General features: G+C 36.5%; 16 protein-coding genes. 5 read left to right on the forward strand and 11 right to left on the reverse strand.

Annotated features, from left to right (window positions below):
- Positions 1-243 precede the first annotated feature (243 nt).
- Positions 244-561, reverse strand: a complete 318-nt coding sequence (locus tag ACB089_RS20335; protein ID WP_374963665.1) for a winged helix-turn-helix transcriptional regulator — start codon at positions 559-561, stop codon at positions 244-246.
- 157 nt (positions 562-718) lie between these two features.
- Here ACB089_RS20335 and ACB089_RS20340 point away from each other — a divergent pair, with 157 nt between their 5' ends.
- The gene (locus ACB089_RS20340) at positions 719-1,111 is read left to right on the forward strand and encodes a DoxX family protein (protein WP_374963666.1); all 393 of its coding nucleotides are present in this window, start codon (positions 719-721) and stop codon (positions 1,109-1,111) included.
- Between the two features lie 305 nt (positions 1,112-1,416).
- On the opposite strand, the gene ACB089_RS20345 is transcribed toward ACB089_RS20340, so the two are convergent.
- The 3 genes from ACB089_RS20345 to ACB089_RS20355 all read right to left on the reverse strand — a co-directional run bounded on the left by ACB089_RS20345 (position 1,417) and on the right by ACB089_RS20355 (position 3,234).
- Positions 1,417-2,283 carry an NAD(P)-dependent oxidoreductase gene (locus ACB089_RS20345; protein ID WP_374963667.1) on the reverse strand — a complete coding sequence of 289 codons (867 nt, stop codon included), beginning with the start codon at positions 2,281-2,283 and terminating at the stop codon, positions 1,417-1,419.
- A gap of 493 nt (positions 2,284-2,776) precedes the next feature.
- Positions 2,777-2,953 (reverse strand): Spo0E family sporulation regulatory protein-aspartic acid phosphatase, encoded by a 177-nt coding sequence (locus ACB089_RS20350; protein ID WP_374963668.1) that lies wholly within the window; start codon positions 2,951-2,953, stop codon positions 2,777-2,779.
- Between the two features lie 92 nt (positions 2,954-3,045).
- On the reverse strand, positions 3,046-3,234 hold the full coding sequence (locus ACB089_RS20355; protein WP_374963669.1) for a hypothetical protein: 189 nt from the start codon (positions 3,232-3,234) through the stop codon (positions 3,046-3,048).
- A 123-nt stretch (positions 3,235-3,357) separates the two neighbouring features.
- Here ACB089_RS20355 and ACB089_RS20360 point away from each other — a divergent pair, with 123 nt between their 5' ends.
- The 3 genes from ACB089_RS20360 (at position 3,358) to ACB089_RS20370 (ending at position 5,001) form a co-directional block, all read left to right on the forward strand.
- Positions 3,358-3,546: a DUF2187 family protein gene (locus ACB089_RS20360; protein WP_053483503.1), complete on the forward strand. Its 189-nt coding sequence runs from the start codon at positions 3,358-3,360 to the stop codon at positions 3,544-3,546.
- Positions 3,547-3,626: 80 nt separating this feature from the next.
- Positions 3,627-4,241, forward strand: a complete 615-nt coding sequence (locus ACB089_RS20365) for a lysostaphin resistance A-like protein (protein WP_374963670.1) — start codon at positions 3,627-3,629, stop codon at positions 4,239-4,241.
- Between the two features lie 64 nt (positions 4,242-4,305).
- Entirely contained in the window at positions 4,306-5,001 is a 696-nt protein-coding gene (locus ACB089_RS20370; protein ID WP_374963671.1) for a hypothetical protein, read from the forward strand.
- A 159-nt stretch (positions 5,002-5,160) separates the two neighbouring features.
- On the opposite strand, the gene ACB089_RS20375 is transcribed toward ACB089_RS20370, so the two are convergent.
- On the reverse strand, positions 5,161-5,607 hold the full coding sequence (locus ACB089_RS20375; protein ID WP_368636921.1) for a MarR family winged helix-turn-helix transcriptional regulator: 447 nt from the start codon (positions 5,605-5,607) through the stop codon (positions 5,161-5,163).
- 120 nt (positions 5,608-5,727) lie between these two features.
- Complete coding sequence (locus ACB089_RS20380; protein WP_374967603.1) at positions 5,728-7,089, reverse strand: ATP-binding protein; 1,362 nt, start codon at positions 7,087-7,089, stop codon at positions 5,728-5,730.
- 316 nt (positions 7,090-7,405) lie between these two features.
- Here ACB089_RS20380 and ACB089_RS20385 point away from each other — a divergent pair, with 316 nt between their 5' ends.
- Positions 7,406-9,145 (forward strand): B12-binding domain-containing radical SAM protein, encoded by a 1,740-nt coding sequence (locus ACB089_RS20385; RefSeq protein WP_374963672.1) that lies wholly within the window; start codon positions 7,406-7,408, stop codon positions 9,143-9,145.
- 587 nt (positions 9,146-9,732) lie between these two features.
- Here ACB089_RS20385 and ACB089_RS20390 read toward each other — a convergent pair.
- The 5 genes from ACB089_RS20390 to ACB089_RS20410 all read right to left on the reverse strand — a co-directional run bounded on the left by ACB089_RS20390 (position 9,733) and on the right by ACB089_RS20410 (position 17,133).
- The gene (locus ACB089_RS20390; RefSeq protein WP_374963673.1) at positions 9,733-11,088 is read right to left on the reverse strand and encodes a TrkH family potassium uptake protein; all 1,356 of its coding nucleotides are present in this window, start codon (positions 11,086-11,088) and stop codon (positions 9,733-9,735) included.
- A 231-nt stretch (positions 11,089-11,319) separates the two neighbouring features.
- Positions 11,320-12,084, reverse strand: coding sequence for a TerC family protein (locus ACB089_RS20395; protein WP_374963674.1), 765 nt, complete (start codon positions 12,082-12,084; stop codon positions 11,320-11,322).
- 464 nt (positions 12,085-12,548) lie between these two features.
- On the reverse strand, positions 12,549-13,634 hold the full coding sequence (locus tag ACB089_RS20400; protein ID WP_374963675.1) for an SDR family oxidoreductase: 1,086 nt from the start codon (positions 13,632-13,634) through the stop codon (positions 12,549-12,551).
- A gap of 18 nt (positions 13,635-13,652) precedes the next feature.
- Complete coding sequence (locus ACB089_RS20405) at positions 13,653-16,706, reverse strand: efflux RND transporter permease subunit (RefSeq protein ID WP_374963676.1); 3,054 nt, start codon at positions 16,704-16,706, stop codon at positions 13,653-13,655.
- Positions 16,707-16,764: 58 nt separating this feature from the next.
- Complete coding sequence (locus ACB089_RS20410; RefSeq protein ID WP_374963677.1) at positions 16,765-17,133, reverse strand: hypothetical protein; 369 nt, start codon at positions 17,131-17,133, stop codon at positions 16,765-16,767.
- Between the last annotated feature and the right edge of the window lie 167 nt (positions 17,134-17,300).

Consider the following 17,300-nt stretch of genomic DNA (forward strand, 5'->3'; position numbering starts at 1 on the left):
CCTCTATACTATTAAATTAATTTCTTCCTGCATTAAAAAAGACCCGATATTTAAAGAAAATTAATGTTATTTACAATATACACGCAATTCCACTTGACTAACACTTTAAAATGAACGATTCTTCTCCCCTTTTGTAAACTACAAAAGATTTATATGAATACTCATTAAATGATGACTATGGAACTTAGTGACTTTAGTCATCATAAAAAATATCCAAGCCCCCTCGCTTGGATATCCATTGTGCTATTCTTCCGTATTCACCCACACGGAAGACCATTGTTCAATTGCTTTAAGGACTGGTGTCAGTGCATGTCCTTTTTCTGTCAGCTCGTACTCAATCACGACTGGCGTTGATGGAATAACTGTACGTGCCACAATGTGCTCACTCTCTAATTCTTTTAATCTTTCCGTTAACACACGACTGCTAATCCCCAATTGATTTTTAATTGTTGAGTATCGTTGAGGACCTTCCAATAACTGATAAATAAGCAAGGTATTCCAACGATGATTTAATATTTTTAACGCCTTTTCAAATCGTGGACAAATATTTTTTTGCTCCAATTTACCTGCCTCCATAGTATTTCATTCTTATTTAAGAGTATATCATTTTTTCGAAAAAACAGTTTTATAAATAAAATTTAGTTACTTGACAAAAGTTGTTTTTAAAAATAAACTAAGTTACGAAATGTAAGTTAAAAAACAAAAGGAGTTATTAATTATGCAAAATATTGGTTCAACTATTTTACGTGTCGTTCTTGGCTTTACCTTTGCCGTTCATGGTTTTCAAAAGTTTCAAGGTGGTATAAGCTATACAGCTGATTTTTTTAACGCTATTGGTATTCCAGGCTTTATGGCTTATATTGTTGCTATTATCGAACTAGTTGGAGGAATAGCAATTATTTTAGGCTTAGGTACAAGACTTTTTGGGGCTTTATTGGCCGTGACAATGATTGTTGCCATTTTTACAGCGAAGCTTAGCGTTGGCTTTATTGGCGCAAATGGATTAGCCGGATATGAACTAGATTTGGCTTTAGCTGCAATGGCTCTATACTTTGCACTTGCAGGGGCATCTAGCTTTTCTTTAGATGCCAAACTTTTTGCTAAAGAGTAATGCTTCCGCAACTTGCTATTTTCTGTGTGGTAGTGGGCAGCTAGATCAATTTCACATTGGCGTAATTGCGTCCGAAAGCTTTAGGCAAACAGATGTTTTTTGCGCGAAAGCGAAGCGTCAGCGACAAATGTTTTTTGCGCGAAAGCGAAGCGTCAGCGGTAGATGTTTTTTGCGCTAAAGCGCGGTGGGAGTCCTCTACTGAATGAAGATATATGAAAACCCGAAGTATCAATCCTTCCAGATGATACTTCAGGTTCCCTTAAATTCTTTTTCAGTTTTCTGTCATGTGAAGCAACTTTTACTATTTATTTATAAGCCTTTAAAAGTGCCTGTGTACCATTTTCACCATAGCCCTCTTCAATAAGCTTTTCATACATTTCATAAGCAAGTGCTAAACCTGGTAATGTAATCCCCATTTTTGTAGATTCATCTAAAGCAATTTTCATGTCTTTCACAAAATGCTTAATATAAAAACCCGGTGCATAATCATTTTTAATCATACGGGGTGCTAAATTACTTAAAGACCAAGAACCTGCTGCACCTGAAGAAATAGATTGCAATACCGTTGATAAATCGAGCCCTGCCTTTAAACCGTAAGCCAGTGACTCGCATACACCAATCATACCTGAAGCAATAACGATCTGATTACACATTTTAGCATGCTGTCCTGCACCAGCTTCACCTTGATAAACAATATTTTCACCGAAATGATTCATGACGGGTAGGACTTTATTGAATGTAGCTCGACTGCCTCCCACCATAATTGATAATGTACCATTTTGAGCACCAATATCTCCACCAGAAACAGGTGCATCTAACGCTTCTACTCCAAGTCTTTGGGCATGTTCAGAAATTTTCTTTGCCAATGTTGGCTCTGAAGTAGTCATATCAATAACAGTATTGCCAGATTCAGCCATTTGAAATAATCCGTTATCTCCAAAATAAACCTCCTCTACATCTGCAGGGTATCCAACCATTGTAAAGGCTATTTCCTTATTTTTAAATGCTTCTGCTGGTGAACTTGCCCAAGCTGCACCTAGTGCCATAAGTGGCTCTGCTTTCTCCTTTGTACGTGTATAAACGCTTACCTCATGACCATTTTCTAATAAATGCTTGATGATGCTAGCGCCCATAACACCTGTGCCGATAAATGCAATTCGCTCTTTTTTCATATGTAAAATACTCCTTTGTGTTATAAAGGCTATTGATTGATTCTTTGTACCATTGACAGCCGCCAGAGGCTTTAGGCCAGCACGATGCTGGTCACTCAAGCGTTTTCACAGGATGTGAAGTTCTTAGCCTGAGTCCCTCTTTTCAGCGGATATTTGAAACCTGCTGAAATAGTTTAATAACCAATCATTAGCTCTTATTTTATCTTTTAGTGTAGTTGAATAAGTGCGATAATTCAAACTTCTCTTATTAACTTGTACTAAAAACCTTATGTGCTACATATATACGAGTAAAGCAATTCCGCCTTGGCGTAATTGCTTTCGGAGGCTTTATCTTCCTTCAATAGAATGAAGATAAAAAAAAGAGCAGATGATGGGGTATCACTGCTCTAAAGGGGGAAATGAGAATGTTGCTGTGTTCAAATTAAGTATCCCCCATAGAATACTTTTTAAACATTTATTTAAAAGTTTATACTCTGAATATCGGAACATTCTTTCAACCTTTTTGATTTTCTTCTTCTTCAAATGTTGTCTGTCTATAATAAGTATTCATTAACTGATCTAATCTGCGACTCAGTTGAATGGTTTTCGCATTTTGCAACCCGTTTTCTACACCTGAGCGAATCATCATCTCACGAGTTCGTTCCATTTGTTTCAAGAGTAGATTGACCATTCATACAACCCTCCACACACAAATAATCATACCATTATTATACATTTATATTTCATTTCTTACAGCATTAACTTACGACAATGTTCGACAAATTAGCTTCTAGGAATTTCCTGATACGTGTAAATGATTCGTCCATTTTGTTTGGCCTCACCTCTAACATGTTTAAATAAAGGATGTTTTACAAGCACTTCTCGAAACTCATAAAATTGTTCCTTTTCTATTTCTATACTGTTTATTTCCCCGTTTTGTAATTGTTTAATCATATTTTCGTATTTTTCCATGTTTTCTATCCCTTTCATTTATCATTTTGTGTAATAAATTATGAATTATTCAAAAAAGGCTTTACGTTTCCCTTTTTTTCATGCAAACTGTATATTATTAGTCGATGAAGGAGCTGACTGTCTGTGAAAATAGCTGAGGTTGGAAATATTATCGAGTTTAAAGATGGCTTACAAGGTATAGTCGAAAAAGTAAATGAAAATTCGGTGATCGTTGATTTAACATATATGGAGAATTTTGATTCCCTTGAAATTGAAGAGAAAACGGTCGTCAACCATAAACGTTACAAAATTTTATATACAAACGAAGCTTAATAGTCTGAATAGTCCCTATTTGTCTTTATAGATGATATGGGACTTTTTTTTTGTTAAAATTAAAGTATGGAGGTTTAATTATGCTTACAAATTCGAAACAAACAATAATATTTCTCCTTTCTTTATTATTCGTTTATGGCATGCTAGCTTTTACCTTTGCTAACCAAGCTGTATTTTGGTACCTATATTCATTTACTTTGCTTGTATGTATTGCAATTGCACTTATGGCTGGTGAAATCGAAGATCAGTTACCTACCTGGCAATTTTTACTCTTCGGTATTGGATACGGTACAATAACATACGGTATTATACGCTTTGGCTATTGGCTTGCACCATTCATTAATGATTCTTTAGTACAAACAGTACAAAATTTCTTAAGAAACTATGGACCACACAATATTTGGCACTATATTTTACTGGTGTTCATTATAGCTATCGGTGAAGAGCTATTTTGGCGAGGCTATATTCAACAACAGTTGAAACGCTTTATGCGCCCTACTTTCGCTGTTATTGTAACAGCGGTTTTATGCGCCATCTCTATTGCACTAAGTGGTTTTATACTTGGTGTAATCGCTGCACTTATAACTGGCCTTATTTGGGGCTTTTTATATGAATGGCGTAAAAGTATGCCACTAATTATTGTAACCCATGTAGTTTTTGTACTATTATTATTTTTAGTGTTACCTTTACCATGATAACATTAAATTTTGGAAACATTTTATCTTTACCAACGTTTAATTAAGAAAAGGAGGGCTTTTCATGCAAAAAATGTTTTTTTCTCTATCTGCATTACTACTAACAGCCGTTTTAGTCGCAGGATGTACTTCTGATAAAACAGAGGAATCTGATACTCAAAAAAATGAGCCATCAAATACACCGACTGAACAACAACAACAACAACCAGCAACTGAGGATAAGGCTGTAGATGAATCGCAAGAAACGCCTGCATCAAACGAAACAAATAAAGACAACACAGACACTTCAGCTAAGACAGAACAAGAAGTTAAATACAAACAAAAAGGCGAAGACAAAACTGAAAATGCAACAGAATCTAAAAGTGTTGATCAAGGCTATAAAATGCAACAGCTACCTGGATTTACACTTTCTCCAGAAGAACCAGGTAAAGACATGTTAGTTTCTAATGAAAATTCAGAAGTATTTATGCGTATCGAAACAGTTGATGCATCACAATCAAGTTATGATGATGCAAAGACATCTATGCAAGATCATATGAATGCTGTTGGTGCACCAGTAGCCTTATCTTCTGAGGAACTAGCTGCATTTAAAGATGCTAAAAGCGTTGAGGGTTATGTTGTAGATTTTGATACCGAAAAAGTAGTCGGCGTTGTTTTTGAAAAAGACGGTTTAATTACAAAACTAACGATTCACGATAACGACGAACTAGATTTAACAGATGCTATGCTTAAAATGGCGTCAACTATTTCTAAAAAATAATTTTCAAAAAGACTGTAGACAAACTTGTTTGCTCTACAGTCTTTTTATGTTTTAAAAGCTTGCATTGTGCTAATAGAAACAAAGGTGACGGATAGAACATCAAAATGGGAGGTTCTTACATTAAAAAAAGTTGCCTCAAATGCATTGAGACAACTCTTTTTAATAAGACAGATCCTTTATAGATAGCCCTAATTTTTTTAATAAAGTAATAGCTTGGTCTTTTTCTTCAAGCGACAGCACACTCATCAATTCATGTAATTGACGTTCATGTTCAGGAAATAGTTCTCCCATGAAGTCTTCACCTTTATCTGTAATTTCCGCATAGGTAACACGGCGATCTGATGGGCAGGAGACACGTAATAAATATCCTCTTTTTTCAAGCTTGTCAATGACATACGTAATAGACCCACTAGCTAGCAAAATTTTATTGCCAATTTGCTGTAATGGCTGTCTTCCTTTATGATAAAGAAGCTCTAATACAGCAAATTCAGTTGGGTTTAATCCATTCTCTTGAAAAAATTGATGTGTCGTTTCATTAATTGCTTTATGCGCACGTGACAATACAATATATAGTTTTAAAGATTGCTTTAAATCTTCTGACGTCATATCCTTTTCCTCTCAATTCGCTCTCTATACAGCCATTATAGCGATTTTAGAAAAGCATTGTCAAAAGCAATATTTAATTTTGTCCAATCATGGTGATTTATGCAACCAGTATGACTCCTTTTATGTTACTAAATAAGCAGAATCTTTCGTGGATACATCCATTTTATCTATCTGGTTGAATGTGTAAATTGGGAATTGTAAGTGGAAGCATGTCCCCTTCTGTAATTCGCTATTCACACCTATTACACCTTCATGCTCTTCAATCACCTTTTTCACGAAAGCAAGGCCTAGTCCTGTCCCTGTTGATTTCGTCGTGTAAAAAGGTTGGAATAAGTTTTGAAGGGTAGTGCTATCCATGCCGGCACCTTCGTCTTTAATCATTAGTTCTACAATCGCACAGTCAATCACATTCATTTCTACTGTGATCGTTCCACCATTATTCATGGACTCCATCGCATTTTTAATAAGATTCATGAATACTTGCTTTAAGCGATTCTCATTGCCTCCAATATACACTTGGCTAGAAGGAGAGATATATTGAATCATAATATTTTTCATAAGCGCATCTGGTAGCATAAACTCAATCACTTGCTTCACAATGCTGTCTATCTCTAATAATTCCACCTTCATACTGGTAGGCTTGGACAATACTAAAAGCTCAGATAAAATTTGCTCCATCCTTTGGAGTTCACTATCGATAACAGATAAATACATGCGAGACTCTTCATCAGCTTTTAGCTTTAATAATTCGGTAAAGCCCTTTAAAGAAGTTAATGGATTACGAATCTCATGGGCAATACTCGCGGCCATTTGTCCGACAACATTTAAAGCCTGCTGATGTTCAACTTTATGTTGAAGTTGTTTCTTTTCTGTTTCATCAATAATGACTGTGACAATAATATTGTTATATTCATCAAAAATACTCGATATTTCATAATAGCAAGTTCTGCTAACTTGAGTTTCATCAACTACATGAATGCTTGCATGTTTTTCACCCATCAGTTTAGAAAGGTATGTTGTAATTTGACCATTATTCAACGTAAATGCATCAAATATGTGTTGATGTGCCTTATGAAGAAGCTGTGATTTTTCTATTTTTAAATACATTTCAGCATACTTATTTAGCCCAAGAATTATACCGCTAGCGTCACTTACAATAACAGCATATGGTAAGTAATCATAAGCATTGAAAAATTGTGATCTTTCTTGCTCTTGACTAACATACAATTCATGAGCTATGTCATTATTAAACGTTGAAATTTGCGCAACAATTTCTTCTGTGTTCGGATCATAAAAACATTTGAAGGACATCATTTCGTATCCATTACTAGCTGTTTGAATATTGAAGATTTCTTCTGATCTCAAATCACTTTGTAATTGTTTGATGAACTTCGCCCAATTTAAATTTGATGGCTCGTCCATAACTAAGTAGCCAATATATGTTGAATTGAGGTTAAAAAGTTTAATAGCAGCCTCATTCATGTTCAAAATTTTTCCTGCTTTATTAAGAATAAGTGTTGGTGACGAAGTACTTTTCATAAGATTTCCAAAACATTGATTAATATCATTTTGCTTCAACTTTCTCACCGAACCTTTCAAAAGAGTAAAAAACCTCTTAATCGAATTTTGAGCCTTTACTATATTTTATGACTGCACGATTCTATTATTACAAAATTTAGTAAATTTAAGTATTTAAAATTATTTCACGAACTGTTCACAAAATAAATAGGTAAAAAGAATTATATTGTATGACGGCTACTTGACTGTTACAATAAGAAATTGAAGGGAAGATTATTGCATGAATACTATTTTAACTACGTTAAACGCAAAGTATATTCACACAAATTTAGCTTTGCGTTATTTAAAAGGTGCTGCTTTACCAGAGTTTAATCCAGTCATTTCAGAATATACAATTAAAGATCCTGCTTTTAATATTGTATCAGATTTGTTTCAAAAAAAACCTGATATTGTAGGATTTAGTTGCTACATTTGGAATATCGAAGAAACCATTCACGTTATCAAAATGTTAAAAACTGTCTGCCCAAATGTTAAAATTTTGCTCGGGGGTCCTGAAGTTTCTTACGATTCCCACCACTGGTTACGCAGAATTGAAGAGGTTGATTTCATTGTTATGGGCGAAGGAGAAACTTCCTTTAAACAATTACTACGCTATTTACATGGAGAAATTCCATTGGAGGATGTTCCAGGGATTTGCTACTTAGAGGATGGTAAAGTACGGATTCACGCACAGGCGCCAAAAATAGATTTGCGTGAGTTGCCAAGTCCATTTCGTTTTGAGGAGGATCTCCCTCATCTAAGTAAACGAATTCAATATATTGAAACAAGTCGGGGCTGTCCATTTAGCTGTCAATTTTGTTTATCTTCTATTGAAGTAGGCGTTCGTTATTTCAACCGAGAAAAAATAAAAGAAGATATTCGATTCTTGATGGACAATGGTGCGCGTACTATTAAGTTTGTTGACCGTACATTTAATATAAGCCGTAGCTATGCCATGGAAATGTTCCAGTTTTTAATCGATGAACATAAGCCAGGGGTTGTATTCCAATTTGAAATTACCGCAGATATTATGCGTCCTGAGGTTATCCAGTTTTTAAATGATAACGCACCAAAAGGTCTTTTCCGTTTTGAAATAGGTGTTCAGTCAACGAATGATTTAACTAATACTCTTGTACAGCGCCGTCAAAACTTTGAAAAATTAACGCGTACAGTGACGATGGTCAAAGAAGGTGGAAAGATTGATCAGCATTTAGATTTAATCGCTGGTTTACCAGAGGAAGATTATGCAAGCTTCCGTCAAACCTTTAATGATGTTTTCGCAATGCGACCAGAGGAATTACAGCTTGGATTCCTAAAACTTCTGCGTGGTACAGGCCTTCGTCTAGAGGCTGAAAAATTCGGCTATACGTATGTGGACCAATCTCCTTACGAGATTTTCTCAAACAATGTCTTAACATTTGATGATATAGTACGCATTAAACATGCAGAGGATGTACTTGAGAAATATTGGAACGATCACCGTATGGATCATACGATTGAATACTTAGTAACTGAAGTGTTTGAAACACCATTTGATTTCTTCCAAAATTTCGGTACTTATTGGGAAACAAAAGGTTGGTCGCGTATCGGTCATCAGCTCGAGGATTTATTCCGTCGTTTATTAATGTTTTTAGAAACTGTAGAAGGTGCCGATTTAACTATCATTCAAAGCCTAATGCAACTAGACTATTTAACGGCTCAGCAGTTCCAACCACGTAAATTATGGTGGAAAGAACGCCCTACAGAGGAGCAACAAAAAGCACTTTATAATGCTTTACGTGAAAACCCTGCAATTGCAGGTGAGGAATTCGCCAGCTTCAATCTATCTGAAAAAGAGTTGTTTAAACATACGCTCATTATTCCTCATCACGTCGATTACCAAAATTTCTCAAATGGCAAAATTGTACAAAAAAATGGTTATCTCTTAACTTACTTCCGTCACGGTCAAGCACCATACTTTGCGTCAATCCACTCTATATAATAAGAAACGCTAGTCCATTAATAAATAGTTGGACTAGCGTTTTTGCATTCATAAAAAATTCTTAAATTTCTCAGTAACCTAAAAATGAAACTTAACAATTACTTTTTTAATGCCCTCATTTTCAAGAAAAGCCATACATTCTTATGGTCACCAGATGTGTAAGAAGGCATTACAATTATCCTAAAAAAGTTTAGAACTAAATTCTCAGTACACCAATGTAGGAACCTTGTATATAATACCCATTATTTAGTCATTACACTCAGGAAAAAACAATTTAAAATTTTTTGACAATTGTATGGCAATAGCTATTTTTTTTCAATTAAGCAATCTAAGTCACTTTTTATAAATAGATTTTCTACTAAGATAACCTTTAAAATCCTTAGTTTCATTTATGGTATTTCAATAAACTTTAGCGTCTTTCGAACTTGCAAACTATAAAGAGATTTACCAATTCCGAATAACAATGCCTCACAAAGAGTTAGATTAAAAAGGAATTACTCTATAAAAATTCATCTAACTAAAAATTACGAAGCCCAGGTACTCAATCAATTAATTTTGAGCCTGGGCTTTTTGAGATGTGTCAGTACTTAACCAATTATTACACGCTCTTTAGGATAGTGATAGCTAGATTTTTTGCCTCTACCGCCACCACCGAGAGTGTACAGGAAGGAGATTAAACCGACACGACCAACAAACATTAAAATCATAATAATAATTTTACCAATTACTGATAAATCGGAAGTGATTCCTAAAGACATCCCACAGGTTCCGAATGCTGACGTAATTTCGAAAATTATTTGAATAAGAGTCGCGTTTGGCTCCGTAATGAGTAAAATAATTGTTGCGACTAATACCATAAAGAATGCCAATAAAATGACAACAAACGAGCGGAATACATCAATTAAATGTATTTCACGTCCGAATACTTGAATATCCTCTTTTCCTCGTGAAAAAGTAATTAGGAATAGAATGGCCATCGCAAACGTTGTTGTTCTTATTCCACCGCCAACTGAACTTGGAGACGAACCAATAAACATTAAAAAGCTCATAAAAATATCTGTCGCTTCACTGAAAGTTGTTACATCATACGTCGTAAGTCCAGCTGATCGCGTTGAAACAGAATGGAACATCGCAGAAAACAGCGCCTCATGCCAAGGCATTCCCTTAAAGGAATGGAATGATTCAAGCAAAAAAATAACGACAGCCCCTACCACAAATAGGATGGCATATGTAGAGGTTGTTATTTTAGTAAATAAACTAAATCGAAAATTCTCATGGCGATGGAGTAAAAAAGTTTTCACTTCTATCAGCACAGGGAATCCTATAGCACCAAGCACAATGAGCACCATCGTTACCAGTTGAACAAAGTAATCGTTATGAAACGGTAGTAAACTCATCCCTGTAATATCAAAACCACCATTTGTAGTTGCTGAAATGGAGGCAAAGACACCATGAATCAAGGCTTCTTCCCAAGTATCAAAATAATTGGTAAAGTGCAAAGTTAAAATAACCGCCCCCACTACTTCAATGCCAATTAAGATTTTCAATATTTCTCGAATTAATTGAACAACCCCTGACAAATTGTATTGGTTATGGTCAATCATTATTAATTGACGCTCGCGCATACCAATTTTTTTCCCAACAAGTAACCAAACAAAGGTACCAAGTGACATAATGCCAATTGCCCCAAGCTGTAAAATAACAAGGACCATCACTAGCCCAAATGTTGTATAACTCTCAGAAATATTGATTGTTGTTAAACCTGTTACACTAACTGCACTTACTGCAGTAAACAAGCTATCTAATAATGAAACTTCCACACCTTCTTGATGTACGCCTGGTAGCCGTAGTAACAGAAAGGAAATCGCTATAGCTATAAAATAATAAGAAACAAGTACCTGAAAAGGCGTTACAAGTCTATTTGATGGTTTTTCCCAGGGCACTTTAACAACTCCTTCTCACATAATGCTAAACCCGATAGATATTAGTATAGGAAAAATACATAAAAAAATAAAGAGGAATAGATACGACTATCCCTCTTACGACTATTCCGTGACATCCGCCGGAGGCTTTAGGCCAAAACGATGTTGGTCACTCAGGCGTTTTCACAGGATGTGAGGTTCTTAGCCTGAGTTCCTTTATTTCAGCGGATGTTGTTTGCTGAAATAAGTTAATTATTTATCTTGATTTTTATGACGTATACCTACAAGATAACCTCCTAGTGCGATGGCTAATAACACAATCCAGAAAGTTAACTCCCATGCAGTAGAATGTGGGAAATCTACAGGTAAAATGCCCACTTTCTCATGTGACAAAGTTAGCACAACAAGCTTAACACCTACCCAACCTACAATTAAAAACGCAGCGGTTTCAAGTGATGGGTAGTCATTTAATATTTTTACAAACCATTGTGCCGCAAATCGCATCATAATGACTCCAATAAATCCACCAAGTAACATGACAATAAATTGACCACCGTTGATGCCACCAACCTCAAAGTGACCTACCTCAGGTAAAGTTACAGCAATGGCAACTGCAGCAAGCATAGAATCGATAGCAAATGCAATATCCGCAGCTTCCACCTTAAGAACTGTCATCCAAAAACCAGAGCCCTTTTTCTTAACCTTTTCATTAGACTCCTCTGTTGAATCCTTTTTATAATGCAAATCATATATATTTTTGGCAGACATAAATAATAAATAAGCTGCTCCCAACGCTTGGATTTGCCAATAATTCACTAATATTGTGATAACAAAGAGTGCTGCGAATCGGAATATTAACGCTCCGAATAATCCATAAAATAACGCCTTTTTTTGTTGCTCTTGTGGTAAATGCTTCACCATCACAGCCATTACAACCGCATTATCTGCTGCTAATAGCCCTTCTAATACTACAAGTACAATAAGCACCCAACCGTATTGTAAAAAAATTGATTCCATTCAAGTGCCTCCCTCTAAAGCTCTGTATACCCATAATAGTTTTTACTATTCGAGTACAAAAGAAAAGACCTCTGCCCTTTTAAAAAGGCAAAGGTCTCGCTAAGCAAATAAATACCTGACACTTCATGATCAGTACTTCTCTCTATTACTAGTAACTAAATACCCTAGCATAGAGTTATTCGCCTATCACACCCGATGGTAAAAACCATGTCATGACGAATGTGAATCCAGATACATCGCTCGTATCAGTTAGCTACTCCCCTTTGACAAAACGTCGAAGGATTTTCTTCTGTAAACTTATTATAGCACTATCATTTAAGGCTGGCAAAGTTATCTCTCCATTAATTCGTTAGTTTCACTGTATCCCCATTAACGGACAGTTTAACGCCCACTTTATATGAAAATGAGGATGCCATAAATGCCTATAGGTTCAACTATGAATCAATGTTTCATTGAGTGAAGTTTCACTTTATCTCAATTTGATAAATTTTATCTTCTTTATGCGCTAAATAGAAATCAATCATCCTAGGCATAGTCTGTATAAAATCGGGACATATAATACCTCCCTTTTTCAAAATCGCAACAGCTTCTGATGTATCGAACTTCGCATTCCAAGTTAAATAATCTAAAGATTCTTGCTCAACACCTAGATTTTTCCGAATAAGTGGCACTTGTAAAGATACTCTTGCCAGTGTTAACGGTAATCGTCCCTTAGGATAGCGGTTAGTTAATAATTTTACCATCGTCCGGTATACTTCCTGCATAGGATGTGGATTTGGATCCGTTAGATGCAAAGTTTTCCCTTCAGCACATTTTTCATCTACTAAATAAGTCGAGGCGTTTACAATATAATCTACTGGAACTACATTGATCATTGATTGCGATTGACCAATATACGGAATAAATGGAAGACACTTTAATTTATCTACCATATTTAAAAAGAAATAAGGTCCATCGAATTTAACTGTCTCTCCTGTTTCAGAATGGCCTCGGACTATGCCAGGTCGAATAATTGTCAGTGGTAATTCTGCTTTTAAATCCTCTACTAGTTGCTCAGCTTCATATTTTGTTTCCTCATAATAGTTTTTAAATGCAGAAGGGCGAATTAGTTCGTCTTCACGTAAAACGCCTTCACGTGCACCTGCCACATACGCTGTACTAAAATACATATAGCGTCTTAAGTTTGGAAGCGTTCGAACAAATTCATTGACCATATTCGTACCATGCACATTTACCTTCCACGCTATATCGCGTGGTACTGCTAAATCATAAATTGCAGCTAAATGCCAAAGCACCTCAATTTGAGATACAATTTCCTGTCCAACTTGATTTTCTAGACCAAGATTCGGTAATGTAATATCTCCCTCTACAATACGAATAGAACCGTTAGGAAACTCCGCTAATATATTATCTTTTTCTATATTTGCCTTTATTAATTCACCAGCTAAAGCAATTGCAATTACTTCCTGAGATTGATTTTTTCGAAATAATTCGCGTATTAACTGACCCGAAATAAACCCTGGAAAACCTGTAAAAAAATGAACTCCCATCTCTCATTCCCCCTGAACTTACCGCATCTTCCTAGTTTCTTTATCCATTAAGCTGTAAACAATTGGTACAATATATAATGTCAGCAAAGTTGATGTCACAAGTCCTCCGATTACTGCAATCCCCATAGGTCGATTCATCTCTGTTCCTTCTCCAATGCCAAGAGCAAGTGGCAATAATCCTAAAATTGTTGTTAATGCAGTCATTAAAATTGGTCGAATTCGATCCTGTGTAGCAAGTAAAATCGCATCGTACGTTGCCATTCCACTGGCCTTTTGTTGATTAATGTAATCTACAAGTACAATCCCATTATTCACGACAATTCCAACTAATATTAAAATCCCTATAATAGATGTCACACCAATTAGCGTGTTCGTAATAAACATCGCAATTACGACGCCTATAACCATTAACGGTACCGTAAACATGATAACGAATGGATATTTGAATGATTCGAATTGTGCAGCCATCACGATATACACAAGCACTATTGCTAGTACGACTGCTAAAAGCATATCTTTAATCGCACTATCATAAAGCTCACGATCTCCACTAAAGACAACTTGAGTTTCGGATGGTAAATCAGCTTTTTCCAATGCTCGATCCACTTTAGCTGAAATACCTCCTAAGGATTCCTCCGTTTCATAATCGACAAAAAATGCAACAGCTGCAGCCTGATCAGAACGTCTAATCGATACAGGCCCTTCCTTTACAGAAACAGTCGCAATATCCTCTAGTTTTACAAATAAACCAGCAGGTGAACGAAGCTGCATCGATTTTAAGGATTCGATACTATCATTAAACACTTGTCCAAAGCCTGTATAGACAGGTAATACTGCACCATCCTCTGCAATTATTTGCGCAGTTAGTTGTCCCTTTGTCATTTGATTGACCGTTTGAGCAATTTGTGCGGGTACAAATCCGTAGTCCTTCGCCTTTTCTCGGTCTACTTCTACTTGAATTTCTTTTACAACGTTATCTAAATCCGTAGTTACTTTTGTGACGGCATTTACTTTTAATAGCTCCTGCTGCACTTTATCAACAGAGCTATGAAGTCGTTGCTCATCAGAGTCAGTTAACCTAAACGTTAATGTATTCGGTGAAGAGCCAGTTGACGTTGAGACACTGAAGGCGATTTCAGCTTGTTCGCCAAGCTCCGCACGCAAATCTCGCTCAACCTCTTCTACAAACTCGAAAATTGAACGGTCCCTATCTGCTAAAGGGACAAGCTTTACATATAGCTCTGCTTGGTTTGCACTTGTCTGTCCTCGCGCTTGTGTCTGCTGTGTACCACCGATAAAGCTAACATATACGTCAACATCTTTCTCCTGTTTTAAGCGTTCTTCAATTTTCGCCACAACTTTTTCTGTTTCTGATTGTGCTACACCTTTTTCAAGATTCACACTAATGGATGTAAATCCTTCATCGGTTGGCGGTAAAAACTCTGTGCCAATTTTCGTAAGTCCAAACAACGCAAGTCCAAAACAAACAACGGCTGAGATAAGGACAAGCATACGGTGACGCAGTACCCAAATAACCGATGATTTGTAGCTCTTGTAGAAAAGTGACTCATTATGTTTTTCGTAAATATTTGTAGATGTCATTTTCAAAAAACGACTTGCCAGCATTGGGACAACTGTTAACGCAACGACTAAAGAAGCAATTAGGCTAAATGAAATAGTTAATGCAAACTCTGTAAAGATTTGTCCTATTAAACCTTCAATAAACATGACAGGAATGAATACTGCAATAGTTGTGAGAGTGGAAGCAGTAATCGCAAGTGCCACTTCCTTTGTCCCTTCCGTAGCTGCTACTATCGGATCCTTACCAAGACCTAAATGTCGTTCAATATTTTCAATAACAACGATCGCATTATCAACAAGCATACCGATGCCAAGTGCTAACGCTCCTAATGTCATAATATTGAGCGAGAAATTTGCAAAAAACATTAAAACAAATGTAACAATAACTGAATATGGAATCGCAATTCCAATGATAATAGGGCTTTTCACACTACGCAGAAAGACGAATAGCACGAACATTGCGAATAACCCACCTAAAAGTAAAGAAGATCCAATATTGCTAATCGCTAAATCCACATAATTACCTTGATCCACTAGCACATCCGCAACGATTCCTTCATATTCCTTCTTCGTTAATAGGTCATTTAATGCTTCTTTAAAAGCTTTTGATACTTCTGCCGTATTTGCACCCGATTCCTGTAATACAGACATTAAAACTGCAGGATGCTCATTTGCTCTTGTTGTAGTTATGGATTTCTGCTCCACACGCTCAACAGTCGCTACTTCTCCAACCGTTAAAGCTTTACCATCTATTGGATTTACTGAAATAATTAAATCAGCAATGCTTTCTGGCGAATTTAATGTACTAACAATACGAGTAGTTAACATTTTCCCATCAGCTGTTAACACTGGTTCACCAGGAAGAGAAACATTATTCGATTGAATAATTTGAATAATATCCGCTTGGGTTATTCCTTTCTCAACTAGCTTCGACTCATCTAAAGTTATTTGAACTTCTTCTATAAGCTTACCGGAAACATTTACACTTGCGACACCAGCTGTTCGACGAAGTTCTTTTTCTAAGGCTTCTGCGAGTAATCGCACGTCTACATTGTCATTTTCCGCACGTAGGGAAAGCTGTATTATAGGAAATTGTGATGGATCAAATTTTAAAAAACTAGGTTTCTCAGCATCATTTGGTAAAGGAGTCATATCGATTCGTTGTAATATATCGAGCTGAACATCTTCAATATTGGTTGCCCAATCAAACTCGAGAATAATTAAATTGGATCCTTCTTGCGAGGTAGACTGTAATTTTTTTATCCCTGGCAAGGTTGAAAGTGATGTTTCTAATGGCTTCGTTATTTTCTCATTAACCTCTGTAGGGCTTGCACCAGGATAAGAGGTAACGACGACACCTATTGGTGGACTTAACTCTGGAATAAGCGTAATCGGTATTTTTAATAATGACACGCCACCTAAAATAATGACCAATAACATCGTAACGATTGTAAAAACAGGCTTTTTAATAGAAAAATTACTAATGTTCACTTTTTACATGCTCCTTTTCTTTCTCGTCCTTTCTATGATAGCCGAAAAGGATAATATTTTATAAATTTGGTAAATACCATAACGTATGGTTGATTTCCGTTCCGACTGGGCGCTTTGCCGCTGACGCTTCGCTTTCGCGCAGATAAAACATTGCCGCTGACGCTTCGCTTTCGCGCAGATAAAACATTTGTTGCTGCCGCTTCGCTTTCGCACAGATAAAACATTTGCCGCTGACGCTTCGCTTTCGCGCAGATAAAACATTTGTTGCTGCCGCTTCGCTTTCGCACAGATAAAACATTGCCGCTGACGCTTCGCTTTCGCGCAGATAAAACATTTGTTGCTGCCGCTTCGCTTTCGCACAGATAAAACATTGCCGCTGACGCTTCGCTTTCGCGCAGAGCAGAGCTTCCTGGGGGCGTCGGGGCAACAGATGTTTTTTGTGCGAAAGCGCAGTGCAACGTAGCGGCAGCGACAGGAAGTTGGTCACGAAGGCGTTATCACAGGACGTGATGTTTTTAGCCTTCGTTCCCCATACCGCTTCGCTCCAGGGTCTCGGGCCAACAGATGTTTTTTGCGCGAAAGCGTAGTGCTAAC

Source organism: Lysinibacillus sp. RS10 (assembly GCF_041956855.1).
Taxonomy (GTDB): Bacteria; Bacillota; Bacilli; order Bacillales_A; family Planococcaceae; genus Lysinibacillus; species Lysinibacillus xylanilyticus_A.

Bases quoted from the DNA above. Each gene is read 5' to 3' on its own strand.
- ACB089_RS20355 (WP_374963669.1), bottom strand. From the start codon at position 3,234: ATGGAAAAATACGAAAATATGATTAAACAATTACAAAACGGGGAAATA.
- ACB089_RS20345 (WP_374963667.1), bottom strand. From the start codon at position 2,283: ATGAAAAAAGAGCGAATTGCATTTATCGGCACAGGTGTTATGGGCGCT.
- ACB089_RS20340 (WP_374963666.1), top strand. From the start codon at position 719: ATGCAAAATATTGGTTCAACTATTTTACGTGTCGTTCTTGGCTTTACC.
- ACB089_RS20380 (WP_374967603.1), bottom strand. From the start codon at position 7,089: ATGAATGAGGCTGCTATTAAACTTTTTAACCTCAATTCAACATATATT.
- ACB089_RS20395 (WP_374963674.1), bottom strand. From the start codon at position 12,084: ATGGAATCAATTTTTTTACAATACGGTTGGGTGCTTATTGTACTTGTA.
- ACB089_RS20400 (WP_374963675.1), bottom strand. From the start codon at position 13,634: ATGGGAGTTCATTTTTTTACAGGTTTTCCAGGGTTTATTTCGGGTCAG.
- ACB089_RS20375 (WP_368636921.1), bottom strand. From the start codon at position 5,607: ATGACGTCAGAAGATTTAAAGCAATCTTTAAAACTATATATTGTATTG.
- ACB089_RS20350 (WP_374963668.1), bottom strand. From the start codon at position 2,953: ATGGTCAATCTACTCTTGAAACAAATGGAACGAACTCGTGAGATGATG.
- ACB089_RS20370 (WP_374963671.1), top strand. From the start codon at position 4,306: ATGCAAAAAATGTTTTTTTCTCTATCTGCATTACTACTAACAGCCGTT.
- ACB089_RS20365 (WP_374963670.1), top strand. From the start codon at position 3,627: ATGCTTACAAATTCGAAACAAACAATAATATTTCTCCTTTCTTTATTA.
- ACB089_RS20385 (WP_374963672.1), top strand. From the start codon at position 7,406: ATGAATACTATTTTAACTACGTTAAACGCAAAGTATATTCACACAAAT.